Raw genomic sequence first — 25,646 nt, forward strand, 5'->3', positions numbered from 1 at the left:
CTCGCGGTGGCCTAGAGCGAGCACGGAATCTGCGCGTACGCGCCGATGTCACAGATCGAACGGTTGGACAGTTTCCACTGCCCGCCCTTCCAGACCCAATACACCGGCATGCGGGCCGGCTGATAGCCCGGCGATTTCAGTTCCAAGGTGGCCTGGACCGTGTTGCCGTTGACAGAGACCGGGCCGACGACCCGGTAGGTGAAACCGAGCGGCTTGAAGCGCTGCAGCAACATCACGACCGGCTGTGCCTGGTTGACCGCGCGCTGTCCACCCTCGAGCCGCTGGGCCTTCTGTGCGTTGGAGCCGCCGCCCACCAGGACGTCGAGGTCATTCTGCAGCTGCGCGACGGTGGGCGTGGAGCGCGACACCTGGGTGGTCCGGGGTGTCGGCTGCGACTGGGTCTGGGTCGGCGCCGCCTGCGGAATCGCGCCGGGTGCGAGTCCGCCACCGGAAGCGCCACCCCCGGTCGGCAGATCGGCACTGCTTCCGTCCTCCTCCGCAGCCGGCGCGGGTGCGGGTGCGGTGCCGGTGGCGGCGGGGGCGGCAGCCTGCGGCGTACCGGCGGGTGCAGCTGCCGGAGACGACTCATTCTGCGCGGATCCGAGATTGACCACCGTCGGCTGCGCACCGGCCGACGTCCGATCTCGCCCGACGTCGGACAGCAGGAGCCCGACGACACCGATGGTCACCACCAGGGCCGAGATGATCGCGGAGACACCGCCGGCCATCATCACCGTCGGCCAGTTGACACTTCCCCCTGAACCGTTGCTCGCCTGACCCGAGGCGCCACCACCGGCGGGCGCCCGATCGGTCTCCACGTCGTCGCGCTGCGTCGCAGCACTATATGCCTGCCCACCGATCGGCCCGGTGTCTGTCTCGTCGTATGCACGCGACATTGGACCCACTCCCTTGCTTGGACTCGTTTTGAGTCGTTAGCCTAACCTTACTTCATTGCCCTGCGAGGGCATCACCGCATGAGAGCGACGACGTCGCGCAGCGACGCGCCACCGAGAATCGCCTCGATCGGGAGATCACGGTCCAGCGACGACTTCACGCGCTTGCGGAAGTCGAGCGCCTGCAGCGAATCGAGACCGAGCGCCACCAACGGGAGATCCGGGTCGAGGTCATCTCCACCCGACAAACCCATCGCCACGGCCAGTTCGGCACGCAGGACATCCGGGAGTCCGCCGACGGCCGGCGCCGCGGTCGATGTCTGCTCGGCGAGGTCGGCGTGCGCGCGATCGGGTTCGACGCACACTGGTTCCGCCACTGGCCGATTCGCCGTCGACACCGGCCGCGAGACCGGGGTGTCGGGAACCTCGGACAGGACGAGATCCGAGCCGAAGAGGGCGAGCACGTCGCGCACCTCGGACCAATCCGCCGCCGCCACGATGCTGTCGCCGGACAGGTCCGCGAGTCCTGCGGCGATCGCGGCCGACGGTGCCATCGGCACCATGCCCGCGCCCTCGACCCTGGCGACGCCGTCCTCGTCGAGCGGTCCCTGCACCCGCCAGAGACCCCACTCGATGGCGACGGCTGCCGTCCCATCGGCGCGCAGCTGCGTCGCGGCGATGTCGAGCATCCGGTTCGTCATGGCATAGAGCGGCTGGGCCCGGCCACCGAGTGTCGCGGCGATCGACGAGCACAGCACCACCGACAGATCGTCGGACCGCCGGATGACGCCGAGCAGGTTCTGCAGGCCGACGACCTTGGCGTGCATCGCGTCTGCGATCAGAGCGGGCGAGATGGCGTCAATGGAGGTGTCGACATAGGTCATCGCCGTGTGGATCACGAAAGAGACCGGCACAGCCAGAGACTCGGCCAGATCCGCAACTGCCGCTTCGTCACCGAGGTCGCAGGTGAGGACGTCGACGGCGGTGCCGGTCAGTCTGCGGAGTGCATCGAGTCGGCGCGCGGTGTCGGCCGAGCCCCCCGATCGACTGACAAGGCTGATGCGGCCGGCCCCGGTCGCGGCGAGATGCTCACAGAACTCGAGACCGAGTTTGCCGGTGCCACCGGTGATCAGGACATGATCGACGTTCGGCCGCGACGCGTCACCGACGGCGTCGGCCGGCAGCAGGCGCTTGACGTACAACGTTCCATCGCGCAGTGCGAGCTCCGGTTCGCGCGCCACGTGAATCGCGGACACCACAGCGGCGCCGCATGATTCGTCGGTGTCGGCGGCAAGATCCAGGTGCCGCAATCGAACCCCCGGGTACTCGGCCGCCGCGCACCGCAGCGCCGAGGTGATCGCACCGTGCACGACGTCGGGCACCGGATCCGAGGCCACCACGTTCTCGCCGCCGACGGTCACCCACCAGAACTGCTCGGGCATCCGGTCCAGGCCCGAGCGCCAGCGGCCGTCCGCCAACACGTGCGCCACATGATCCTGCACCGCATCGGTTTTCGTTCCCTGCGGTCCGGTCAGCAGGATGGCCGTGTCGATGTCGGCGAGATCGACGCCCTCGCCCGGTCCAGAGTCCGGGTCGACGACGACGGCCACGGCGGCATTGTCGGCGGCGGCCGCACAGATCTCGCGGGCGAGGTCGCCGCACTGACCGGTGGGATCGAGGACGGCGATCCGCCGCGGCGGCAGCAACGTCCGGCGCTTGAGCGGCCGCCAGGAGGTGGTCAGCCGGTGCACCGAGCGACCCGCTTGGCGGGATGCCCAGTCCGGCGTGTTCACCTCGTCACCCACCCCGGATTCCCGGTCCGCCCACAGGTGAACGCGACGCATCACCGTGTTCGGGAAGCCCTCCAGGGGGGCCATCGCCGCACCCGTCGAGCTCGCCTCAGGAAGCATTGCTTCCCAACGGAATCCGGTGTCGGCCACTGCGAGTGCGGCGACGTTACGCGTGAACTCCTCGAGTCCGTCGGCGTCCCGCCGCGAGGTCCCGATCACCGGCCGCGCCGCAATTCCGCCATCGTCCACCATCGACAGGGTCTCCCCCATGGCCAGCAGCAGGGTCGGGTGTTCGGACATCTCGATGAAGAAGTCGGCCCCGTGGTCTGCCACGGCAGCAGAGATCGCCTTGTCGAATCGAACCCGGTTGCGCAGATTCCAGAACCAGTAATCACCCAACGCCATCGACTCGTCGATCGCGGCGCCGAGCGTGGCGCCGATGCACGGCATCGTCCCGGCCTGCATCGTGTCGTTCTCGAGGTAGGTACCCAGCGCATCGAGGAAGCCGGGCTGGTACTCGCTGACGATGCTGGTGTGCGCCGGGTATTCCACGCGGATCTCCTTGGCGAACTTTCCCTGCGCTGTGAGCGAATCCACCATGTCGACAACCACGTCGCGCTTACCGGAGATGCACAGGATGTGCGCGGAGTTGACCACCGACAGTTGGGCCCATCCCGAATGGCGGGCCAGCATGTCCTCACACTCGTCGGTGTCGATTCCGACCACGGCCATGGTGTGTCCGCGCGGTGCCAGCTCATGCACCAGGCGAGCCCGGATGGTGACGATGGTCAGGGCGTCGGACAGCGTCATCGCCCCGCTACGGTAGGCGGCGGCGATCTCGCCCTGGGAGTGGCCGACGGTGAGCGCGGGGACCACACCGGCCGCATCCCACATCGCGGTGATCCCGACCATCTGCATGAACAGGGCGGGCTGGACCACGCGCACATCCGTGGCCGAGGGTTCTTCTTGGTCGATGGCACCGAGGACGTAGTCCCGCGGCGATGTCCCGAACAGCCGTAGCGACTCGTCGTGACACATGTCGACGGCGCGCCGATAGTGTTCGGAGAGTTCGTGATACCGCCGCCCCATGCCGGGCCGTTGACTGCCCTGGCCAGGGTAGGTGTACGCGACGCGCCGCGGGCCCGCCGGCCCGTTACCGGCGACGATGTCGGGGTGCGGCCGCCCGTCCGCGAGTGCGTCGAGAGCGTCGGCCAGCTGCGTCGAGTCGGTGGCCATCACCACCGCCCGATGACGCCGGGCCGGGCGGGTACGGAGCAGATGTGCTCCGATGCTTGCGGCCGGCGCCGACGGGTGCGCGCGTATGTAGTCGCGAATCGCGGCGGCTTCGGCGGCGACGAGTTCGGCGGCGTCCGACGACACCAGAACCGCCACACGGCCGTCGGGCAGGGTCGGCCCCACCGCCTTCGCAGAATCGTCAGACATGCGCAACCTCGCTCTCGGACACGGGCATCCCGATGATGGTGTGGGCGTTGGTGCCGGACACCCCGAAGCTCGACACGGCGGCGTAGCGGTGCGATCCCCGCGGCTGCCAGACCTGCCGCTCGGTGGACAGTCGCAGTGCGCCGCGCTCCCAGTCGAGCTTGTCGGTGGGGTCATCGGCGAACAGGCTCGGCACGGTGACACCCTGGCGACCGCACAGGAGCACCTTGATCAGCCCGAGCATGCCGGCCGCCGCCTGGGCATGTCCCGCGTTGGACTTCACCGAGCCGAGGAGCACCGGGTCGTCGGCCGGCCGGGCCATCCCGTAGGTGTTCTGCAATGCCGCCAGCTCCATCGGGTCACCGACCGGGGTGCCGGTCCCGTGGCCTTCGACGACGTCGATGTCGCTCGGGCAGATCCCGGCGGCAGCGATGGTCCGTTCGACGAGTCGTTGCTGGGCCCGCTGATCCGGGACCACGATCGGCCCGCCACCGCCGTTGTGATTGACCCGGGTGGCGAGCACGGTACCGAGGATGCGGTGGCCCAGTCGTCGCGCACGCCCCTCGGACTCCACCACCACGACTCCGGCGCCCTCGCCCCACAGCGTGCCGGTGGCCGATGCACTGTAGGAGCGGCAGTGTCCGTCGGCGGAGAGACCGTTGTTCTTGGCGAACTCGAAGAACGCACCGGGAGAGCCCATCACGCAGACACCACCGGCGAGCGCCCATTCGCAATCGCCGTTGCGGATCGCGTTCGCGGCGAGATGCAGTGCGGTCAGCGACGATGCGCAGGCCGTGTCCACGGTCATCGACGGGCCGACCGTCCCGAGGGTGTGGGAGATGCGTCCGGCAACCGCACCCAGGGCGGTGCCCGCGATGCGGTGACCGGAGTATTCGTTGACCGCCGCGGCGCGCGGACCGTACTCGCAGATCGACGCCCCCATGTAGACGCCGACCTCCTCCTCGATGAGCGCGGCCGGGTTGATCCCGGCGTTCTCCAGCGCCCGCCAGGCCACCCTCATCGCCACCCGCTGCTGCGGATCCATGGCGACCGCCTCGCGCGGGCTGACACCGAAGAACAGCGGATCGAAGTCGGCAGCGCCGCTCAGAAATCCTCCGGCGTCGGGGACCTCACCCCAGCCGTCGAGAGCACCGAGTGCGAGGAGTTGGTCCACCGGCCAATCCCGGTCACGTGGGAACGGTTCGATGAGTTCCACACCATCGGCGAGCGCCGTGAAGAATGCCTCGGGTGTCTCGATTCCACCCGGCGCCTCCACGCCCACACCGGAGATGACGATCGGGTCCGATGCCTCCATCAGCGGCCTGCCCGTTGTCCGGCGCCCACCGAGCCGCGTGCCGCATCGCGCACCTCGGTCAACACCTCGAGGACCTCGTGGCCGTTGTCGTGCAGATAGAAATGCCCGCCGTCGAGCACGCTCACCGAGACATCGTCGGCATGGGCGCTCCAGGTGTGCAGGTCGTGCGGCTTGATAGCCGGATCGTCGGCCCCACCGATGACCGTGAGAGGCGCGGAGATCCGGTCATCGGTGGTGGCGCGGTAGGCGTCGAAGGCCTGATAGTCCGCGCGGAGCACCGGTAAGGCCATCCGCATGACCGCTTCGCTGCCCATGACGCCGTCGCCGGTTCCCTCGAGCACCGACAGGTGTGCCATCAGACCCTCGTCATCGGTGGGGTGTGGCGGCAGGTCGGCCACCTTGCTCGGTGCCGTCGCGGCCGAGACGACGAGCCCGGTCAGCGGGATCGCCGTCTGCTCGGCCAACCGGACGAACTCGAATCCGACGATGGCGCCGAGGCTGTGGCCGAACACGGTCAGCGGCGCAGTCGACCAGTCGGCGCGCGCCGTGTACGCCGCGTGGGCTTCGGCAGCCAGGTCGCCGAGGCCGGACGCGGCGGGTTCGGCCATCCGATCCTGTCGGCCGGGATACTGCATGACCAGCACCGTGAACTCGCGGCTGAACAGTTCGGACAGTGCGCGATACGCCGACGCCCCCGATCCGGCGTGCGGAAAGAGCAGCAGCGGAGGAAGATCCGGGCGCAGCGGCTGATGGAACTGGCGTACCGGGCTCAGTGCGGGGCGCGGTGGGGTGTTCTGGTTGTGCATCATGATGTCGTCTTTCGGAGGGGGCTGGAGTATGGGTTAGCCTGACGGAAGCATTCCCTCGAGACCGAACGGAGCCGATCCGCATGGATTCCGCCGACAACAGACTGCTTGCCACGTATGCGATCGGCCGCGAGATCACCGATGTCCCTGCGGAAGTCGTCGCCGCGGGTGGACCGGTCGTCCCGGAGCTGACCGGCCCGTTCCGGCTGCGGCCGGTGGACCCGACCGGCAGCGATCCGGCGATGCTGGTGTCGTGGTTCGCGCGGGAACACCTCGTGCAGTCCTGGGAACAGGAATGGTCGGAGGAGAAGTGGCGCGCGGACTCCGCCCACCGACTGGCCGGCGACTACTCGCGACCCCTGATCGTCTCCCTCGACGGCGTCGAGATCGGTTACATCGAGCTGTACCGGCCGGCCCGCGACGAGATCGCCCGGCTTTACCCGGCCGACCCGCACGACATGGGTCTGCACATCGCCACTGCAGCAACCGAATTGCTGGGCCGCGGCGTGATGTCGGCGTGGATGGCCGAACTCGCTCGCGCGATCTTTGATGCCGATCCCCGTTGCCGCCGGGTCGTTCTGGAACCGGATGCCCGCAACCGACGAATGCGTCGGGCGTTGACGAAGTACGGGTGGACCGACGTCGGCGAGTTCGATGTACGTCCCGACCGCCGCATCGCGCTGCACATCCTGGGCCGTACCCCTGCGGACGTCCCGTCCGGGTAGCGTCCACATCAGCGGGCCTCGGCGGAGAGGGCGCTGCGCGCGTCGCGCCCTTGGCGGGCCGCTATCCGCAAGATCCGGTTGGACAACTCACCGAGGCAGCTGAGGTTCGGGAATCCCGGCCCCTGAGCGAATCCGGCGAGATTGGGTAAGAACAGCTTTGGTGTCAATCCCGTCACCGCCAGGTCGTGGCCGATGGCCGACTCGAGCCGCTCGACCGTGGGCGGCCATCCGAGCGTCAACTCGACCAGGTCGGCGGCGTCGTCGGTGAACAGATCGAGAAACCACAGTGGCTGACCACCGGTCGCGTCGACGACGAGATCGAAGGTGAGTGACTGCGCAGGCCGACCCTCGTTGTACAGCGTCACCGCGATCGACTCACCCACGCGCCGGGCCGCGACCACCCGACCCTGGAGATGGTGAATCCTACTGTCTCCCAACAGACTCTCTTGCACACGGACGGAGAACACGCCGCGATCGGTCCGACGGATCACGTCGCGCCGTTCGTCGGCGGAGATGTTCGCCCATCCGGTCGGGTCGCTGAACATCGCGTTCTCGAAATAGCCTTCGCCGCGGGTGTAGATCGTTGCCCCCGGCGAGATCACGGATACCGACATGACCTCGTGACGGGCGAGTTCGTCGAGCGCGGACCCGGCCGTCTCGCCGCCGCCGATCACCGCGGCACGCGAGGCGAGCGGGAGGTCTCGTCGCGACACCCGGTCCCAGAAGTCGGCCACCGACAGGACCCGGTCGTCCTCGAGCAGGGCTGTCGCGCTCGAACCGGGCCCGGTGATCATCAGGGCGTCCCCGACAACCTCACTGGCTTCCCCGTCGGCGGTGACGACATCCAACGCCCACTGGTCGTCATCGGCCGAGATCGCCCGCACGGTACCGATCACGAGGTCGAGATCGACCCGAGTCGCCACCCACTGCAGGTAGCGTGCCCACACATGGTGGTGCGGGTGCGGGCGACCCCGGTCGACCCACTCGGCGTAGGTCTGGTGTTCCACCAGGAACGACATCCAGCTGTATTCGAGCATGCGGCGGCTGATCTCGGCGTCGAGGTCTCCGCCGGCACCACGTCCGGCCACCGAGGAGCGATACGGGAACCCGATGTCCTTCTCCGGGCTGGTACCGAGTCGGTGACGGCCGTCGGTCCAGCCACCGACGGACTGCCAGTTGGCTCCGACGGAATGCGCCTCCACCACCCGCACGTGCGGGGCGGGCAGACCGAGATCGCGCATCACCCTGGCTTTGGTCGCCACGGCAAGGGCTTTCGGACCGCCACCGATCACGAGCAGGGTCTCCGTCTGCCGGTGTGCCATCAACGCGTCCTCGTCAATGTGTCGTCGCTCATGGTTGCCTCGGTGATCTCGTCGTCGTCCATCGCGGCGACCTCGAGGTAGACGGCCGCCACCTGCTGGAGCCGTCCCGGCTGCCCGTCGGCCGCATCGATGCGGCGCGCGAGGTCGCGGACGGTGCGGGCGGCGAAGATGTCGACCACCCCGGTCTGCGGCGCGTCGAGCCAGTCCCGGATTCGCGCGACGACCGTGGTGGCGAGGACCGAATCCCCGCCGATCGCGAAGAAGTCGTCGGTCACGCCGAGCCGGTCCGGATCGGCGTGCAGAACCTCGCCCACGATGGCGAGCAGCGCGCGTTCCAGGTCGTCGTCGGGTCCGACACGCTCGTGGGGACCCACGTCGGCGAGAACGGCGTCGATCGCCGCCCGGTCGAGCTTGCCGTTCGGGGTGAGCGGCAGCGCGTCGAGGATCTCGATGCGCGTCGGGATCATGTAGGCGGGCAGCCGCGTGCGCAGGTCACCCTCGATCGACTCCGCTGTCAGCGCAACGGCGCCGTCGTCGATCACCACCGCGGCCATGAGGGAACGTGACCGACCCGTGTCGCCGACCACCGTTGCGACCGCCTGCCGTACCCCCTCGACGGACCGCAGCGCCCCTTCGACCTCACCCAGCTCGACCCGGAAGCCACGCACCTTGACCTGATGATCGGCCCGCCCGAGGAACTCGATGGTGCCGTCCGGCCAGTATCGCGCGAGATCACCGGTGCGATACCAGCGTTGGCCGTCACGCTCGACGAACCGTTGCGCTGTCCGTTCGGGATCGTTGCGGTAGCCACGCGCGACGCCGGCGCCACCGACCCACAGCTCGCCGGTGACCCAGTCCGGGCACTCGCGATCCGACGAATCCACCACGCGGCATTCGACGTTGCGCAACGGGGTGCCGAACGGCACCGAGGTCCAGTGCTCCGGCGGGTCGGTCACCTCGCACACGGTGCCGTGGATGGCGATCTCGGTCGCACCGCCGAGCCCGGCGAATCGGGTCGTCGGGGTGAGGGCGTGCAGCCGGCGCGGCAGGTCGACGCCCACCCAGTCACCGCCGAGCAGTACCGCTCGCAGCGATGTTCCCAGTCCTTCTCCCCCGGAATCGGTCTCGGCAACCGCGAGCAGCATGTCCAGTGCGCTGGGGACACACGTCAGCACAGATGCGCGGTGGGTTCGCACCAGATCGAGCCACGCCGACGGGTCCCGCGCCGAGTCGGCGTCGACGGCGATCACGGCGCCGCGCGCGCTGTAGATACCGAAGATGTCGTAGACGGAGATGTCGAACTCCAGGGCCGCCACGGTCAGCGAGCGGTCGTCGCGGCCCACGTCGAAGCGGACGTTGATGTCCTCGATCGTGTTCATCGCGGCCCGGTGCGGCACCTCCACGCCCTTGGGCGTCCCGGTCGACCCCGAGGTGAAGAGGATGTAGGCGACCGACTCGGGGTCTGCGAGGATCGGCTCGGTGAACGGGGTGTGATGCGCGCGGGCGCGGGTCAGATCGACACCGGCGACGTTGCGCGGAAGTCCGTCGAGCGCACTGTCCGTGCCGAGGAGCACGCGAATATCGCCGGTCTGCAGGATCGTCGCACGCCGCCGCTCGGGCTGGTCGTAGGAGATCGGTACCCAGACCGCACCGGTGGCGAACACTCCGAGGGTGGCGACGACCTGGTCCGGACCCTTGGGGATCTGAACGGCGACGGTATCGCCGGGCAGGACACCCGCCGAGCGCAGTGCACCGGCGACGGCGAGAGCGTCGGCGGCCAGCTCGCCATAGGACATCTCACCGTTCCACCAGATCAGGGCCGTCCGGGCCGGCTCGGCGATGGCGGCGGTGAAGAACTCTTCATGCAGCACCCGCCCGGTGGTGGCTGCGGCGGTGTGGTTGACCCGACTACGCACCACCCGCTGGTCGGCCGGCAGCTGCGGCGCCGACGTCGCGAGCCATCCCGCATCACCGTCGGCCAGCCGGCGGATCGCCGAGATGTACTGCGTGAACATCGCATCCACCATGCCCGGCGGAAACGCCGATGCACGCACGTCCCAGTTGAGAAGCAGCCCGCCGCGCACCTCGGTCACCTGGGCGTCCAGCGTGACCTGCGGCCCCTGCGAGACGATCCACGATGGCTCACCCAGCCGGTCGAGCACCGCGTCGGAGAACAGTTCCCCGAGTCCGAGGGCGCTGGTGTACACGACCGGTGCCAGCACCTGTTCGCCCCGGACCCGGCCGAGGTCACGCAGGACCTCGAGCGCCCCGTAGCTGGCGTGGGAACCGTTGGCATGCATCGACTTCTGCAGCATCCGGGTCAGATCCAGGACGGACTGTGCGTGTCGGACGTCGACGTCGAGGAGGATCGACGAACTGAAGTCCCCGGATACCCGGTCGATCTCCGGGTGCAGCGGTTCGCGATGGAACAGTGGCACGTTCAGCAGGAACTGATCGTCGCTCGACCAGGCGCCGATGGTGGCGGCGAAGACCGCCGCCAACGCGATGGCCGGGGTGACCCCCCGTTCGTGCGCGGCCGCGAGCAGCGTCTCCTTGGCTTCCGCATCGATCCAGTGATGATGGCGCACCACGCGATTCGTGCGGCCAGCGGCGTCGGACGGTGCGGGCAGGGCGGGCAGTGCGGGACCGGACGGGAGGTCATCGAGGCGATCAGCCCACCACTGGCGGTCACGATCGCGCGCCGGGTCGGGATTGTCGGCGCGATGCTGCAGATAGTCACGGTAGGTGTAGCCCGGGGTGGGCAGGGTCTCACCGTCGTGAAGTGCGACCAGGTCCGCCAGCAGCACGCGGTAGCTCATCGCATCGGCGGCCAGCATGTCGATGTCGAAGTGCAGCCGGTGACGTCCATCGGGCAGCAGTGTCAGGGTCAGGTCCACCACCTGCCCCGCCGCGACGTCGAGCATCTGATGACTCTTCACGTCGCGGATACGGTCGAGTTCGGCCTCGACGCCGGCAGCGGCGAGGTCGCGGAGATCGTTGACCGAGAACGGGTCGTGCGGGAGTTGCGAGACGACCTGCTGGGTGCCGTCAGGGAGGAATCGTGCACGCAGCATGGGGTGGCGGTCGACGAGTCGGTGCATCGCCGACCGCAGCCGATCGGGATCGATTCCGGCGCCGTCGAATTCCACGTACAGGTGGGCGGCGACTCCTCCGAGATCGGCGGCGTCGGTGCGGCCGATCCAGTACGCGTGCTGCATCGGCGCGAGCAGGAACGGCTCGCCATCGGAATCACTCTGGGCGACCGGGGTTGTCGCCGTCGGCGCCTTGATGCCGACGCCCTCCGCGGCGATCGGTTCCGGTGCACTCTCGGCCAGCATGGCCGCCCAGGCGTCGACGGTCGGCTGCGCGGCCAGCTGCGCGAAGTTGAGGCGGTGGCCACGCTTACGCCAGCCACCGGCGATCTTCATCATCCGGATCGAGTCCAGGCCCAGCTCGATCAGATCGGTGTCACCGGCGATCTCGTCCGGCGGCAGGGCCAAGGCATCGGCGATCGCCGCCCGGACCTCCTGATGAGCGTTTCTCGATGCACTCATCGGCCGCCCTCCCGCCGCACGACGTAGGGCGCCACGCTGCGAAGTTTCTCGCAGGTCTCCTCGAATTCACGGTCCGGGTCGGACAGTCCGACGATGCCTGCGCCGGCCCGCAACCAGGACCGGTCGCCGGTGGAGAAGATCGTCCGCAGGGCGAGTGTCGCCTCCAGATCGCCCTGTGACGATGCGGTGACCACAGCGCCCGAATACAATTCGCGCCGGCCCGGCTCGAGTCGGTAGATGGCTTCCAGGGCAGGCGTTTTGGGAATCCCGGACGCGGTGATGGACGGAAAGAGCACCGAGAGCGCCCGCCACGGCCCCGCCTCCGGGGAGAGCTCACCGCGCACGGTGGACGCGAGGTGCTGCACGCTCCCTCGTTCCCGGACCACCATGTACTCGCTCACCGACGTCGTGCCGGGCAGCGAGATCGACGCGATCTCGTCGAAGCAGGCGCGCACCGAGATCGCATGCTCGGCGATCTCCTTGGCGTCGGCGAGCAACTCGTCGCGGGCGGCCGCATCGAGATCCGGGGTCCGGCCGAACGCCCGGGTGCCGGCCAGCGGTTCGGTCACCACCGATCCGTCGGCATCGGTGGCGACGACGAGCTCGGGACTGAAGCCCGCGGCGGCAAGCGAGCCGAGGCGGAACAGATAGGAGCGTGCCGGTCGGTTCCGCTCGCGACCCCGGGCGTAGGTGGCGGGCAGATCCACGCCGAACGGGATGTCCACGCGCCGCGACAGGATCACCTTCTGGTAGTCACCGCGGCCGATCTCGGCCACGGCACGCGCCACCCGGCCGCGGTAGTCGTCGGGATCGTCTGCGACGTCCACGGGTGTCGGTTCGGGCACGTCGTCCAGGGCATCGGCGATCTCCCGCAACCGATCGGCCACCGCGGGTTCGATGTCGGCGGTGTCGATGCCGTACCTGTCGACGACCGCCTCGATCTCGGGGACGATGAGATGTGCGAGTACCTCGTCGTCGTGCACGTGGTGCGCGAGTTCGTCGTGTTGGGCTGCGCAATAGTCGAATCCGACCCAGCCGTAGGCACGCCAGCTCGGCAGCGACAGCGACGCCAGGGCCTCGGTGATCGCCGACGACGGGTCTGCCGACCAGGCGATACCAGATCGTGCGTCGCCGTCGGTGATCTCCACCGCCCGCGCGGTCAGGACGATGCGGGCGCGCACCCCGGCGGCGAACACCCAGCGGCCCTCACGTTCATACACCAGGTATTCGCCGAACTCGCCGGATGCCGCCCAGGCGGCGCAGACCCGTGCTGCGGTTTCCGGCGTGATCTCCGAGCGCGGCGCGCCTGAAGCGGTCGAGTCGATGGTCAGCGACATGACCGAGACCTCCTTGCATGATCCGACGAGCAGGACAGTGACGGTGGAGCCAGCCGCTGCTCACGGAGCGCCGGAGCCTCGACTATTAGGACAGCCTAAACTACCTTGGGCGTCGCCGGTACGCGGGAGGTGTAGTTAGCCTCACCTAACCGTCGATGTGCTTGAATACGGGTCATGAGCCGACCGAAGTCCTCATGGAAGCCGCCGGTGAGTGACTGCACCACCGACCTGCTGACCGGGTTCACGCCGCATCCCGAGGCCGCCGCCGCACGGTACCGACGGGCCGGCCTGTTCACCGACCAGCCCCTGTGGCATCTGCTCGACCGGGCCGCCGCCGAGCGACCGGACGCACCCGCGGTGACCGACGCGTCGACACACCGCAGCGGCACGCTCACCTACGCCGAACTGCACGCCGCCGCGATGCGCCGGGCGGCGGGGTTCAGCGCGGCCGGCCTGCGCCCCGGTCAGCGGGTCATCGTGCAGCAAAACAACTCCGCCTCCTTCGTGGTCACCCTGTTCGGCCTGCTCCGGGCGGGCCTCGTTCCGGTGATGACCCTGCCCGCACATCGCATCTCCGAGATCGCCCATCTCGCCGACGGATCCGGTGCCGTCGCCTATGTCACCGAGGACGGTCGACGCGGTCACGATTACCGTGACCTCGCAACCGAACTCGAGACCCGCGCCCACGGGGTGCGTACCGTCTTCGTCGACGGCGATCCCGGGCGCTTTCTGCCGCTACCCGACGCCGATCCCGGCGCAGTGGCCCTGCCGACGGCCGACGATGTCGACCCGGACGCCCCCGCCCTGTTCCTCATCTCCGGCGGGACCACGGGGTTGCCGAAGTTGATCGCGCGCACCCACAACGACTACGCCCTCAATGCCCGCCGGTCGGCCGAGGTCGCCGAACTCACCTCCGACGACACGTATCTCGTCGCTCTGCCGGGGGCCCACAACTTCCCCCTCTGCTGCCCGGGCATCCTCGGCGCGGTGAGCGTCGGCGCCCACGTCGTGCTCACCGACGATCCCAGTCCGGACAACGCCTTCGACCTCATCGAACAGCACCGGGTCTCCGTCACGGCACTCGTGCCCGCACTCGCGCAGGTGTGGTGCGCCGCCACCGAGTGGGAGCCCGCCGACATCAGCTCGCTCCGGCTGCTGCAGGTCGGCGGGGCCAAGCTGGCCGAGCCCGACGCGATCGCCCTCGACGCGGCGCTCGGCGATGTGGTCCAGCAGGTTTTCGGGATGGCCGAGGGACTCATCTGCTACACCCGACCCGACGATCCGCGCGATCTGGTCCACGCCGTGCAGGGTGCCCCCATGTCGGAGTTCGACGAGGTGCGGATCGTCGACGAAAACGGGGTAGATGTGGCCGACGGCGTCGAGGGTGAACTGGTGGTTCGTGGCCCGTACACGATCCGCGGCTACTACCGGGCCCCCGACCACAACGCACGCTCGTTCACCCCGGACGGTTATTACCGCTCCGGTGACCGCGTACGTCGGCTGCCGTCCGGACACCTCGCGGTCACCGGACGGATCAAGGACACCATCGTGCGGGCGGGGGAAAACGTGGCCGCCGACGATGTCGAGGAGAACCTGCTCGCGCACAACGCGATCCGACAGGCTGCAGTGATCGGGGTGCCCGATGAGTCACTCGGAGAAAGGATCTGCGCCACTGTCGTCCTTGCACACGATCATCCGATCGATCAGCCAGTGGAACTCCCGGACATCCGGGCCTTCCTGACCAGCCGCGGCCTGGCATCGTTCAAGATCCCCGACATGCTCGTCGTCGTGCGGAGCCTGCCGGTGACAGCCGTCGGCAAGATCGACAAGGCCGCGCTACGGAATTCGCTGGACATCACCTGACCCGGCGATCCGTCGGCTCCGGACGATCTGGCGGCCCTTGGTGATTCAGGATGCGGGACCGTTCTCCCGCCAGTAGGCCTGCGACTTCACCCGGGACTTGCCGAGCTTGTAATCGTTCTTGAACACACCCGCCACCGCGCGGGTGCCCTTCATGTCCAAAGCGACCCAACCGAAATGGCCGGTCGCGTCGAATGCGGACCCGCGGACCGCGTCGGCCAGCGCGGAGCCGTCGCGCCGGATCCAGTTGATGGTGTCGTGATCGCGCAGTCGCAGCGGCAACGCCTTGTCCGCCTCGTGGACGTACTCGAACCAGATGGTCGCCGGCGCAGCCGGGTCGGCGGACGCGGAGATCGCGTCGAGCAGTGAGTTGATGCCGGGCAGCGAGGCCGTGTCGCCTGCGATCAGCCACCCCGCCGGGGTCGGATCGGGGATGGCGAACTTGGAGCCCATGAACGTCGACGCGATCGTGTCGCCGGGCCGGGCCGCCAGCGCCCACCGCGCTGCCGCGCCGTCGTGGATCGCGAACTCGAGGAAGAAGGAGTCGGTGGCGGGATCGGGGTCGACGAGGGTGTAGGCACGCTGATGTAACTTGCCGTTGCGGTTCTCGAACCAGATGCGGACCCACATCGTGGGGTGAACCGGACGGTCGGCGAGCAGGCCACCGCCGGTCATCCCCAGCCTGATGTAGTCGTCGGTGACCTTCTCGGTGCTGGTGACGGTGAGCTCGTACTCGTCGGCGCCGAGCAGTTTGAGGACAGCGCCCTGCCACCCCTTCGACTTGGCTTTCGTCGAATCCGCTGGATCGAGCTCGTCGGAATTCGTCATGCGCACGGCCTTCCCCTCCACAGCAACAGCATTTGTCAGGATAGCCTACGCTAACCTGACAGCCGTACTGCCGGAAGGCCCGATCAAGCGGGCGCGAGCGGCACGATCCCGGGGTGAGCGTCGAGATACTGCTTGGTGAACGAACACACCGGCCGCAGACGTGCACCCTGATCGCGGACATACGCGATCGCGCCGACCATCAGGCGCGTACCGAGACCATGCCCGGTGTACTCGTCGTAGAGCACCGTGTGCAGGATCGTGATCGTGGGTTTGCCGTCGACGAGATCCCTGCTGTAGCCGAGCACACCGACGAGGTCGCCGGCCACCCACAGCTCGAATCGATCCCGATCCGGATTGTGGACGACCTGGGCGATCTGCTGCAGAATCGCCTGCGCGGATTGCGGTGGGCGATGTCGATGTTTTCGCTGCACGATTCCCCTCCTGCACGCGTCACTGATCGCCGCTGCCGGGACTCCCCTTCTCGACGACGGCGGGGATCACACCCTGTGATCCGGGTCACACACTACCCTACGATCGCGTAGGTTACCGGCCCAGTCGCCGCGCATTGCGCCGACATGGGCGTTGAGCAGGAACTATGGCCCACCTCCACCCACGGGCGGTCATGACACGTAGGGTGGGCGGTGTCCGGCCCGCTTGGGTCGGGCGACAATTACACACGCGGGGGCTCCCACGATCACCGGGGGCTGAGATGGCGACAGGCGGTCGCCGACCGCCTGAACCTGTCCGGATAATGCCGGCGTAGGGAGCCGCACCATGGGAACTTCTGTATCCACCGCCTCGACCGTGACCACCGGTCCGATCGAGGGCAGCAGCAAGCATCACCTCGAGATCGATCACCTTCACATTCCCCAGCGGCGCATCCACCTCACCAACGGCGAGCACCTCGACGTCTACGACACGTCCGGCCCGTACACCGACGCGGCCGCCACGATCGACGTCGAACGCGGCCTGCCGCGGACACGGGATGCGTGGCACCGACCGGAACCGATCGACGGCGCGTCGACGCAGCTCGCGTGGGCACGCGAGGGCGTCGTCACCGACGAGATGCGGTTCATCGCCGCACGCGAGGGCGTCGACGTCGAACTCGTGCGCAGCGAGGTCGCCGCGGGGCGGGCCGTCATCCCGGCGAATCACCGCCACCCCGAATCCGAACCGATGATCATCGGCAAGCGGTTCGCCGTGAAGGTGAACGCGAACATCGGCAACTCGGCGGTCACCAGTTCGATCGCCGAAGAGGTCGAGAAGATGGTGTGGGCGACCCGCTGGGGCGCGGACACCATCATGGATCTGTCCACCGGCAAGGACATCCACATGACCCGCGAGTGGATCATGCGCAACTCGCCGGTGCCGGTCGGCACCGTCCCGATCTATCAGGCCCTCGAGAAGGTCAAGGGCGACCCCACCGCACTGACGTGGGAGATCTACCGCGACACCGTGATCGAGCAGGCCGAGCAGGGCGTCGACTACATGACCGTGCACGCGGGAGTCCTCCTGCGCTACGTGCCGCTGGCGGCCCGCCGGGTGACCGGCATCGTGTCGCGGGGCGGATCGATCATGGCCGCGTGGTGTCTCGCTCATCACGAGGAATCGTTCCTGTACACGCACTTCGACGAACTGTGTGAGATCTTCCGTCGCTACGACATCACGTTCTCTCTCGGCGACGGACTGCGGCCGGGGTCGATCGCGGACGCCAACGACGAAGCACAGTTCGCCGAACTCCGTACCCTCGGCGAGTTGACAAAGATCGCCAAATCCCATGGCGTACAGGTGATGATCGAGGGGCCCGGCCATGTGCCGATGCACAAGATCGCCGAGAACGTGCGCCTCGAGGAGGAACTCTGCGAGGAGGCACCCTTCTACACGCTCGGACCGCTGGCCACCGACATCGCACCCGCCTATGACCACATCACGTCGGCGATCGGTGCCGCGATGATCGCGCAGGCAGGCACCGCGATGCTGTGCTACGTGACGCCCAAGGAGCACCTGGGGCTGCCCAACCGCGACGACGTCAAGGTGGGCGTGATCACCTACAAGATCGCCGCCCACTCTGCGGATCTCGCCAAGGGGCATCCCGGCGCGCAAGACCGCGACAACGCATTGTCCAAGGCGCGCTTCGAGTTCCGCTGGACCGATCAGTTCAACCTGGCGCTCGACCCGGACACCGCTCGCGAATATCACGACGAGACGATGCCGGCCGAACCCGCCAAGACCGCACATTTCTGCTCGATGTGCGGACCCAAGTTCTGTTCGATGCGCATCTCCCAGGATGTCCGCGCGTATGCCGAGGAGAACGGCCTGGTGACCGCCGAGGACATCGACCGCAAGATCGCCGAGGAGATGGCGGCGAAGTCGGCCGAGTTCGCCGAGCACGGCAATCGCGTCTACCTCCCGATCGACGCCACCATTTCGTGATGGGGCCGAGCCGTGCAGGCTGATCTCCGATTGCCCACCGCCGCACCGGGTACCACTCCGACCCGCGTTCTGACGATCGCGGGATCGGATTCCGGTGGCGGCGCCGGCATCCAGGCCGACATGCGGACGTTCGCCCTGTTGGGATTGCACGCATGCGTGGCGGTCACCGCCGTCACTGTGCAGAACTCGTTGGGCGTCCAGGGCTTTGCCGAGATCCCGCCCGAGACGGTGGCCGCGCAGATCCACAGCGTGGTCACCGACATCGGCGTCGGCGCAGCCAAGACCGGGATGCTGGCGTCCGCGCCGATCATCGACGCGGTGGCCGCGGCCTGCACCGAGTTGGGTATCGGGCGTGGCGGATCGGTCCCGCTCGTCGTCGACCCTGTGTGCGCGTCGATGCACGGTGACCAGCTGCTGGCGGACGAGGCGCTGGACACCCTGCGCACCACGCTGATCCCCCTGGCCACCGTGATCACGCCGAACCTGGACGAGGTGCGGCTGATCACCGGGATCGAGGTGGTGGATGCCGACACGCAACGCGATGCGGCGCGCGCGTTGCATGCCCTGGGTGCTCGATGGGCCCTGGTCAAGGGCGGACACCTGCGCGGCTCCGATCACAGTCCCGACCTGTTGTTCGACGGCACCGATTTCCGCGAGTTCGACCACCCGAGAATCGACACACCGCACGATCACGGGGCCGGCGACACCCTCGCTGCGGCCACGATCTGCGCTCTGGCCCACGGCTATGCGGTTCCCGATGCCATCGGCTTCGCGAAGAAATGGGTGACCCGCGGATTGCAGGCGGCCTATCCGCTGGGAGCCGGGCATGGCCCGGTCAACCCGCTGTGGCGGGTGGGCTCGGAGCAGGACTGACCCGCCTCTCGACCCCGCTCGGCCCCGCTCGCGCCACGCTCGCGCCACGCCCCGCTCGGCCCCGCCCCGCAACCGAAAACCACCCCACAGCGGACGCCTGTCGGCCAATCGCCGACATCGACCCGCTCCCGGGCGGATTCCAGCAGGACGGGCCCGCTCCCGGGACGGTTTCCAGCGGGACGGGCAGTGGCCGACGCAGAGGCCAGCCCGGCCGGCCCGCCCGCCCGCGCGCGACCGAAAACCACCCAACAGCGGACGCCTGTCGGCCAATCGCCGACATCGACCCGCTCCCGGGCGGTTTCCAGCGGGACGGGCAGTGGCCGACTCAGAGGCCAGCGCGGCCCGCCCGCCCACGCGCAACCGAAAACCACCCAACAGCGGACGCCTGTCGGCCAATCGCCGACATCGACCCGCTCCCGGGCGGTTTCCAGCGGGACGGGCCCGCTCCCGGGCGGTTTCCAGCGGGACGGGCCCGCTCCAGGGCGGTTTCCAGCGGGACGGGCCCGCTCCAGGGCGGATTTCGGTGGGCCCGCTCCCGCGCGGATTCAGGTTCGGCCGGACTTCACACAGCCCGAAGCCTCGGGTTCGTCCGCCGGCCACGCCCTCGATGTCGCTCGTCACGGACGATTCGCTGCAGCCGGGCGTACGTTTGCGGCCAGGTGTGGAACACCTGCGCGTAGGTGAAATGCAGGGGCACATAGCTTCGGGCGACCAACTCGGCGTCCCGGACCCGGTCGGACTCGTAGTTCACCTCGCCCGTGTGATATGCCCTGCTATCGAGTTCGAGCGCGATCCGGTCGCCGATCAGCAGATCTACGAATCCGACACCCGGCACCTCGTGTTGCACCTCGACACGCATGCCCGCGGCGCGTGACCGAAGCCGTACGGCGGTTTCGGTCCCTGAGCCCGAGCGCCGATCACATTTGGCCACGGCCCGCCGAATGCGGTTCGGTGCGTGCGCGAACGCAGTGCGGAGCTCATCGGGCGTAAGCTTCCCGTTCTGCAGAGCCGAATCGCACACGATGACGAATCCCTCCTCGTCCAGACATCGGGCGCTGTATTGGATGGCCGTCGCCACATCGTCGATGGCCCCGACGACCGGTGTGGGACGACCGTACCGACGACACCGATCGTTGGACCGCCGACGCTCATGACGGGTGACCCGTTTGTGCGGACCGCCCACCCCTTCCGGAACCCACAGTCCATGCCTGGCAAGTGCATCCACACACGAGACGACGCACTGGTCACGCACCGCGGCAACAACCGGCGGGTCGGCATCCTTGGCCGCGTACCAGCCGTGACGCAGATGTTCGAGTACGCCGTCAACTGTAGCGGCTCGGATCGTCGCGGCGGTCTCGCCCGATCCGATCAACTGTCTGGTCGACATCACCCCACCGAAACGTTCGACGAGTTCCCCGTAAGTCATGGGCACAGTCTCGACGCGAATCGCACACACTCCGGAGAGCACGCCTGGCGGACCGGAATTCTGCGGAGAAATCGCGGACTGTGGACAGACGCGGCACCCACCCGGCCGTCTCATCACCTGAGAACCACCCAGCAGCCGCAGACTGTCGGCATATCGCCGGCACTCGCCCGCTGACGGGTGGTTTTCGGGAGGAGGTAGGAGCGGAGCCGCTACTTCTGCCAGCCGATGTCCTCGATCGGGCCGATGTAGAACTGGCCCGCACCGTAGTTGGCGAGCTTCTCCTTGACCGCGAGCATCGACGGACCGTTGAACAGCGGCAGATCCGAGAACTGTCCGAACGCCTCCCGCTCCACCGTGTTGCCGGCCTTGATCTGTTCGGTCGGGTCCGGGATCTGCGCGACGTCGTGGATCTTGGCGTCGAGCTCCGGCGAGCCCGCACCCGCCTTGTTCAGCTGCGAACCCTCGCACCAGATCTGGCACAGGTAGGCCATTCCGTACGGATCAGACGAGGTGAAGCCCATCAGGAAGACGTCGAACTCCTTGTTCACCACGACTTTCGAGAACTCCGCGCTGCTACGCGACTGGACCGCGAGGTCGACGCCGATCGATTTCATCATGGCCTGCAACGACCGCGCGAGATTCTGTATGGTCGGCGAATCTCCGGTGACGGGCATCGACAGGGTGAGGCGCTTGCCGTCCTTCATCCGGATGCCGTCGGATCCCGGCTTCCAGCCCTCGGAGTCCAGCAGCGACGCGGCCTTGTCCGGGTCGAAGCCGACAACGCCTTCCAGGTTGTCCTCATACCCGGGTTCGAACGGGAACAGCGACAGCGAACCGGGCAGTTCCTCGCTGTAGTCGAGTCCGTTGAACCGCACCTTGGCCAGGGTCTCGCGGTCGACACCGGCCAGGACGGCCTCGCGCATAGCGGACGAACCCAGCAGCGGCGCATCGAGATTGACCACCATCAGCGACACCCCGGTCGAGGCCGACGAGCGGATGTCGACACCCTGCATGGTCTTGACCTGGGCCAGGTTCTCCTTCGTGGACACCCCGATGGCGTCGAGTTCGCCGTTGCGGAAGGCATTGATGGACGCCTGGTCTTCGAGCTGTCGGAAGATGCGCTGATCGAGCTTGCCGGGGTTACCCCACCACTTCGGATTGCGCTCGAAGATCACCACGCCCTTCTGCGAATCGTAGGACTTCACCGTGTACGGGCCGGCCCCCCATTCCGGGTGCGGCTGCTGGATGTAGGCCTTGTTGAACTGGTCCGCAGTGGCCACCTTGGGGTGCAGCAGATAGTTGAAAAGCCCGTTGGGCCAAGCCCACACACCCTTGAACCGGACGATGGCCTGCCGGTCGTCGGCGCCTCGGGTCACCGATTCGATCTGGTCGTAGCCGTCCGACGAACTCACCACGTAGGACGGATCGGCGCCGCGCGAGGCGACCCAGGTGTTGACGAAGGCGCGATAGTCGATGGGGGTGCCATCGTTGTAGAACGCCTTCGGATTGATGGTGTAGGTGACGACCGTCTTTCCGTTCTCCAGCTTCGTCTGCACGTCGGTGAGGTAGTCACGGTTGAACGAGTACGTGCCGTCGGGCGCGAAATACGCGAGAGTCGGGTTGTACCAACGCCACAGCCCGAGTGTGTAAGCCGTCCCGTCGGCGTGGAAGGTGTTCCACTGCGGCGATACCTCCGGCAGCGATGTGGTCAGCGTACCACCGTCGCGGATGTTCTCTCGCGGTTGCTCGTTGAGCTCCGCACCGGAGGTTTTCGGGGCGGTGTCCGAGCCGCTGTCGCTCGAACCGCAGCCCGCGATCAGCGCGACCATCGCCGCGATCACCACTGCGACGACCGCCGGGGCCATACCGTGACGTTTCACCGTGATACCTCCTGAATCTCCGAAAGGCTCTTCTCGACATGGTGACAGGCCGCCTGATGCGAGGCGAGGTCGGCGCCCTCACCGCCCACGAGGCGCAGTAGGGGAACCTCTGTCCGGCAACGACCCCGACTGTTCTCGTCGATCTCGGCATAGAGCGGACATCGTCCGGCGAATGTGCATCCGGCATACTCCGCCGTCGGCGAGGGTTGTTCGCCGGTCAACACGATCGGCCGCCGATCGCGTTCCAGTACGGGGTCGGGTATCGGTACAGCGGACAGGAGGGATCGGGTGTACGGATGGGCGGGCGCATCGAAGATCTGCTCGGTATCACCGACCTCCACGAAGCCACCCAGATACATCACCGCGACACGATGGGCGATGTGCCGCACCACCGAGAGGTCGTGGGCCACCAGCAGATACGCGATCCCGGACTCCTGTTGAAGGCGTCGGATGAGATTGACGATGTCGGCCTGCACCGAGACGTCGAGCGACGACAGCGGCTCGTCCAGGATCACCAACGCCGGGTTGGTGACCAATGCACGCGCGATCGCGATGCGCTGTCGTTGGCCCCCGGAGAACGCCGTCGGATACCGGTCGGCGTGCGCCGGCTCCAGTCCGACGCGCCGCATGAGTTCGGCGACCCGTTCTGCGACCTCCGACCGTGACATCCCCAGTGCACGTAGCGGTTCGGCGATGACGTCGAAGGCGGTGAACCGCGGGTCGAGGGCACTTGCCGGGTCCTGGAACACCATGGACATGCGGCGGCGTAGGACGCGAGCGGCTCTGCGGCGCATGGTCGCGGGGTCGGTGCCGTCGACTCGGACCACACCCTCGGGTTGGGTGAAGTCCATGAGTTCGCGCAGCGTCGTCGACTTTCCGCTGCCCGACTCCCCGACGATCGCCAGCGTCTCACCGGCGTGGATGTCGAAGGAGACTCCGGTGACGGCGCGCACGGTCCCCACTCGGCGGCGGAGCAGTCCACTGGTCAGCGGGAACTCCTTGTGCAGGTCGCGCACCTGCAACACCGCGCGCCTCGACTCCGGGGAAGCATCTCGGGACGGCTCGGCGCCGACGCTGGAGACCTGCTCGGGCATACGGGGTGCGACGGGGACGACTGGCGGGAAGACCGGGGAACCGTCGATGGTCCGGTCGTCATCGATCTCGGCGGAGCGCAGGCACGCCGCCGAATGACCGTCGGCGACAGTGTCGAGTGTCGGCTCGCGTTCCTGGCAGTCGTCGATGGCGATCGGACATCGCGGTGCGAACGGACAGGCATCGGGAAGAGCGATGAGCAGTGGCGGCACACCGGGAATCGGGGTCAACGCGTCGGTGCGACGGTCGACCCGGGGCACCGCGCCGAGGAGTCCGATCGTGTACGGCATCCGCGGAGTTGCGTACAGGGCCTCGACACCGGCCTTCTCGACGGCCCGACCGGCGTACATCACCACCACGTCGTCGGCGGTACCGGCGACCATGCCGAGGTCGTGGGTGATGAGCAGCAGGGCCGCACCGGTTTCCCGCCGGGCCCGCCCGAGCACCTCGAGGATCTGGGCCTGGATGGTGACGTCGAGAGCCGTCGTCGGTTCGTCGGCGATGATGACGGCCGGGTCGTTGGCGATGGCCATCGCGATCATCACCCGCTGCCGCATCCCACCGGACAGCTCGTGGGGGTATGCCCGCGCCCGTCGAGACGGGTCGGGGATGCCCACCAGTTCGAGTAGTTCAGCAGCCCGCTCGGAAGCCTGCCTTTTCGGGATGTCCTGATGTGCGAGAAGCGCTTCGACGATCTGATCGCCGACGGTGAAGACCGGGGTGAGCGACGAGAGTGGGTCCTGGAAGATCATCGCGATCTCGGTGCCGCGCACCGCCGACATCTCCTTGTCATCGAGACCGATCAGTTCGCGACCTCCAAGTCGCACCGACCCCGACATCCGTGCGGTATCCGGCAGCAGTCCGAGGACACCGAGTGCGGTCACCGACTTCCCGCTGCCGGATTCGCCGACGATGGCGGTCGCCGACCCCGGCGCGAGGTCGAACGAAACGCCCCGGACCGCGTGCACGCGTCCCGCCTCACTGCCGAACTCGACGTCGAGGTCGCGAACCGAGAGAACGGGTTCGACGTGATTCACGCGTGCCCTCCCGCCGTCGACGTCGGGTCCAGCGCGTCACGCAATCCGTCGGCGATCAACGCCATCGACACGGTGAGCAGCACCAGGGTGCCGGCGGGGAAGTAGAAGAGCCACGGCGATGAGGTCAGCGTGGCCGTGCCCTCCTGGAGCAACGAACCCAACGAGACGTCGGGGATGGCGACGCCGAACCCGAGAAAGGATAGTCCGGTCTCGGCGAGCACGGTGGCCACCACCCCGAGCGCGAAATTGATCACCAGCAAGGAGGCCAGGTTCGGCACGATGTGCCGGGCGATGATCACCAGCGGCGGCTCACCGAGATACCGCGCAGCGCGGACATAGTCGTTCTCCCGGATGGACTGTGCCATCGAATGGATCACCCGGGCCAGCATCATCCATCCGAACACCGTCAGCACCACGATGAGCCAGCGCCAGTCTCCTCCGGTGCGGCTGGAAATGAGCGCCAGGATCAGAAAGGTCGGCACCACCAGCAGCAGATACAGCAGGGCGAGCACCGCGTTCTGCACCCACCCGCCGAAGTAGGCGGCGGTGGCACCGACGAAAGCGGCGATCGCGGTGGTGGCCAACGACACCGTCAACGCGATGACCAGCGACCGTTGCAGCCCGTGCACCACCTGTGCGTAGAGGTCGTTACCGGCATCGTTGGTGCCGAACCAGTGCTCCGGCGACGGCGGGACGCCGAGGGCGGCGAAATCGACGTCGGAATAGCTGTACTGCGTCAGCAAGCCTCCGAACAGCGCGAAGAGCACCAGCAGCACGAACACGGCAAGGCCCCCGAGCGCCGTTCGATTGCGTGCGAATCGGGTGGCGATCAGTCGCATCCGGCCGCGACGTCGGCGGGCGACCGGCACCTCGATGCTCTCCTGGGTGGGGCCGACACCGTCGGCGATCAGGCCACCGGTCTCGCCGACCAACGGAGTGTTCGCGGTCGGTTCGGGCTGGTTCCGATTCGCCGGCCACGCGGGGCGGTTGGGCTCCGGCGGTAGCATCACCACGTCGGCCTCCTTCTCGGTCGCC

The 25,646-nt window shown here is 67.9% G+C and carries 17 protein-coding genes and 1 riboswitch; of the genes, 4 read left to right on the plus strand and 13 right to left on the minus strand.

The features are described from left to right. Positions 1 to 11 precede the first annotated feature (11 nt). The 4 genes from AC4AMJ_RS21035 to AC4AMJ_RS21050 all read right to left on the minus strand — a co-directional run bounded on the left by AC4AMJ_RS21035 (position 12) and on the right by AC4AMJ_RS21050 (position 6,247). Positions 12 to 896 carry an MTB12 C-terminal domain-containing protein gene (locus tag AC4AMJ_RS21035; RefSeq protein WP_489914459.1) on the minus strand — a complete coding sequence of 295 codons (885 nt, stop codon included), beginning with the start codon at positions 894 to 896 and terminating at the stop codon, positions 12 to 14. 71 nt (positions 897 to 967) lie between these two features. Continuing rightward, positions 968 to 4,126 carry a nocobactin polyketide synthase NbtC gene (gene nbtC, locus AC4AMJ_RS21040; protein ID WP_489914461.1) on the minus strand — a complete coding sequence of 1,053 codons (3,159 nt, stop codon included), beginning with the start codon at positions 4,124 to 4,126 and terminating at the stop codon, positions 968 to 970. After that, the gene (locus AC4AMJ_RS21045) at positions 4,119 to 5,438 is read right to left on the minus strand and encodes a beta-ketoacyl [acyl carrier protein] synthase domain-containing protein (protein WP_489914463.1); all 1,320 of its coding nucleotides are present in this window, start codon (positions 5,436 to 5,438) and stop codon (positions 4,119 to 4,121) included. Before AC4AMJ_RS21045 ends, nbtC begins: the two co-directional genes overlap by 8 nt. After that, positions 5,438 to 6,247 (minus strand): thioesterase II family protein, encoded by an 810-nt coding sequence (locus AC4AMJ_RS21050; RefSeq protein WP_489914465.1) that lies wholly within the window; start codon positions 6,245 to 6,247, stop codon positions 5,438 to 5,440. The genes AC4AMJ_RS21045 and AC4AMJ_RS21050 overlap by 1 nt, the downstream gene beginning before the upstream one ends. An 80-nt stretch (positions 6,248 to 6,327) precedes the next feature. On the opposite strand from AC4AMJ_RS21050, the gene AC4AMJ_RS21055 reads away from it, so the two are divergent. Further along, a complete protein-coding gene (locus tag AC4AMJ_RS21055; protein WP_489914467.1) occupies positions 6,328 to 6,969 on the plus strand; it encodes a GNAT family N-acetyltransferase in 642 nt (213 codons plus the stop codon). A gap of 8 nt (positions 6,970 to 6,977) precedes the next feature. Here the strand turns inward: AC4AMJ_RS21055 and AC4AMJ_RS21060 are convergent, their stop codons facing one another. The 3 genes from AC4AMJ_RS21060 to AC4AMJ_RS21070 are packed head-to-tail and all read right to left on the minus strand — an operon-like array spanning position 6,978 to position 13,182. Beyond that, positions 6,978 to 8,291, minus strand: a complete 1,314-nt coding sequence (locus AC4AMJ_RS21060) for a SidA/IucD/PvdA family monooxygenase (protein WP_489914469.1) — start codon at positions 8,289 to 8,291, stop codon at positions 6,978 to 6,980. Continuing rightward, the gene (locus AC4AMJ_RS21065; protein WP_489914471.1) at positions 8,291 to 11,845 is read right to left on the minus strand and encodes a non-ribosomal peptide synthetase; all 3,555 of its coding nucleotides are present in this window, start codon (positions 11,843 to 11,845) and stop codon (positions 8,291 to 8,293) included. The genes AC4AMJ_RS21060 and AC4AMJ_RS21065 overlap by 1 nt, the downstream gene beginning before the upstream one ends. Further along, positions 11,842 to 13,182: a salicylate synthase gene (locus AC4AMJ_RS21070; protein WP_489914473.1), complete on the minus strand. Its 1,341-nt coding sequence runs from the start codon at positions 13,180 to 13,182 to the stop codon at positions 11,842 to 11,844. The genes AC4AMJ_RS21065 and AC4AMJ_RS21070 overlap by 4 nt, the downstream gene beginning before the upstream one ends. 174 nt (positions 13,183 to 13,356) lie before the next feature. Here AC4AMJ_RS21070 and AC4AMJ_RS21075 point away from each other — a divergent pair, with 174 nt between their 5' ends. Next, positions 13,357 to 15,045 carry a (2,3-dihydroxybenzoyl)adenylate synthase gene (locus AC4AMJ_RS21075; protein ID WP_489914475.1) on the plus strand — a complete coding sequence of 563 codons (1,689 nt, stop codon included), beginning with the start codon at positions 13,357 to 13,359 and terminating at the stop codon, positions 15,043 to 15,045. Positions 15,046 to 15,090: 45 nt separating this feature from the next. On the opposite strand, the gene AC4AMJ_RS21080 is transcribed toward AC4AMJ_RS21075, so the two are convergent. Together AC4AMJ_RS21080 and AC4AMJ_RS21085 are read right to left on the minus strand one after the other, a co-directional pair. Continuing rightward, entirely contained in the window at positions 15,091 to 15,870 is a 780-nt protein-coding gene (locus AC4AMJ_RS21080) for a siderophore-interacting protein (RefSeq protein ID WP_489899193.1), read from the minus strand. 83 nt (positions 15,871 to 15,953) lie between these two features. Further along, a complete protein-coding gene (locus AC4AMJ_RS21085) occupies positions 15,954 to 16,301 on the minus strand; it encodes a GNAT family N-acetyltransferase (protein ID WP_489899192.1) in 348 nt (115 codons plus the stop codon). Between the two features lie 237 nt (positions 16,302 to 16,538). After that, positions 16,539 to 16,653, plus strand: a riboswitch (TPP riboswitch). Between AC4AMJ_RS21085 and thiC the strand changes: the two genes are divergently transcribed. Further along, the gene (thiC, locus tag AC4AMJ_RS21090) at positions 16,645 to 18,303 is read left to right on the plus strand and encodes a phosphomethylpyrimidine synthase ThiC (protein ID WP_489914477.1); all 1,659 of its coding nucleotides are present in this window, start codon (positions 16,645 to 16,647) and stop codon (positions 18,301 to 18,303) included. (Overlaps the previous riboswitch by 9 nt.) A 12-nt stretch (positions 18,304 to 18,315) precedes the next feature. Next, entirely contained in the window at positions 18,316 to 19,176 is an 861-nt protein-coding gene (thiD, locus tag AC4AMJ_RS21095) for a bifunctional hydroxymethylpyrimidine kinase/phosphomethylpyrimidine kinase (RefSeq protein ID WP_489899190.1), read from the plus strand. 562 nt (positions 19,177 to 19,738) lie between these two features. Here the strand turns inward: thiD and AC4AMJ_RS21100 are convergent. The 4 genes from AC4AMJ_RS21100 to AC4AMJ_RS21115 all read right to left on the minus strand — a co-directional run bounded on the left by AC4AMJ_RS21100 (position 19,739) and on the right by AC4AMJ_RS21115 (position 25,624). Continuing rightward, on the minus strand, positions 19,739 to 20,602 hold the full coding sequence (locus tag AC4AMJ_RS21100) for an endonuclease domain-containing protein (protein WP_489914479.1): 864 nt from the start codon (positions 20,600 to 20,602) through the stop codon (positions 19,739 to 19,741). Positions 20,603 to 20,811: 209 nt separating this feature from the next. Further along, entirely contained in the window at positions 20,812 to 22,467 is a 1,656-nt protein-coding gene (locus AC4AMJ_RS21105) for an ABC transporter family substrate-binding protein (RefSeq protein WP_489918481.1), read from the minus strand. 11 nt (positions 22,468 to 22,478) lie between these two features. Further along, complete coding sequence (locus tag AC4AMJ_RS21110; RefSeq protein ID WP_489914481.1) at positions 22,479 to 24,611, minus strand: dipeptide ABC transporter ATP-binding protein; 2,133 nt, start codon at positions 24,609 to 24,611, stop codon at positions 22,479 to 22,481. Next, a complete protein-coding gene (locus AC4AMJ_RS21115; protein ID WP_489899187.1) occupies positions 24,608 to 25,624 on the minus strand; it encodes an ABC transporter permease in 1,017 nt (338 codons plus the stop codon). The genes AC4AMJ_RS21110 and AC4AMJ_RS21115 overlap by 4 nt, the downstream gene beginning before the upstream one ends. Positions 25,625 to 25,646: the final 22 nt, after the last annotated feature.

The organism is Gordonia sp. LMA484 (assembly GCF_058129505.1).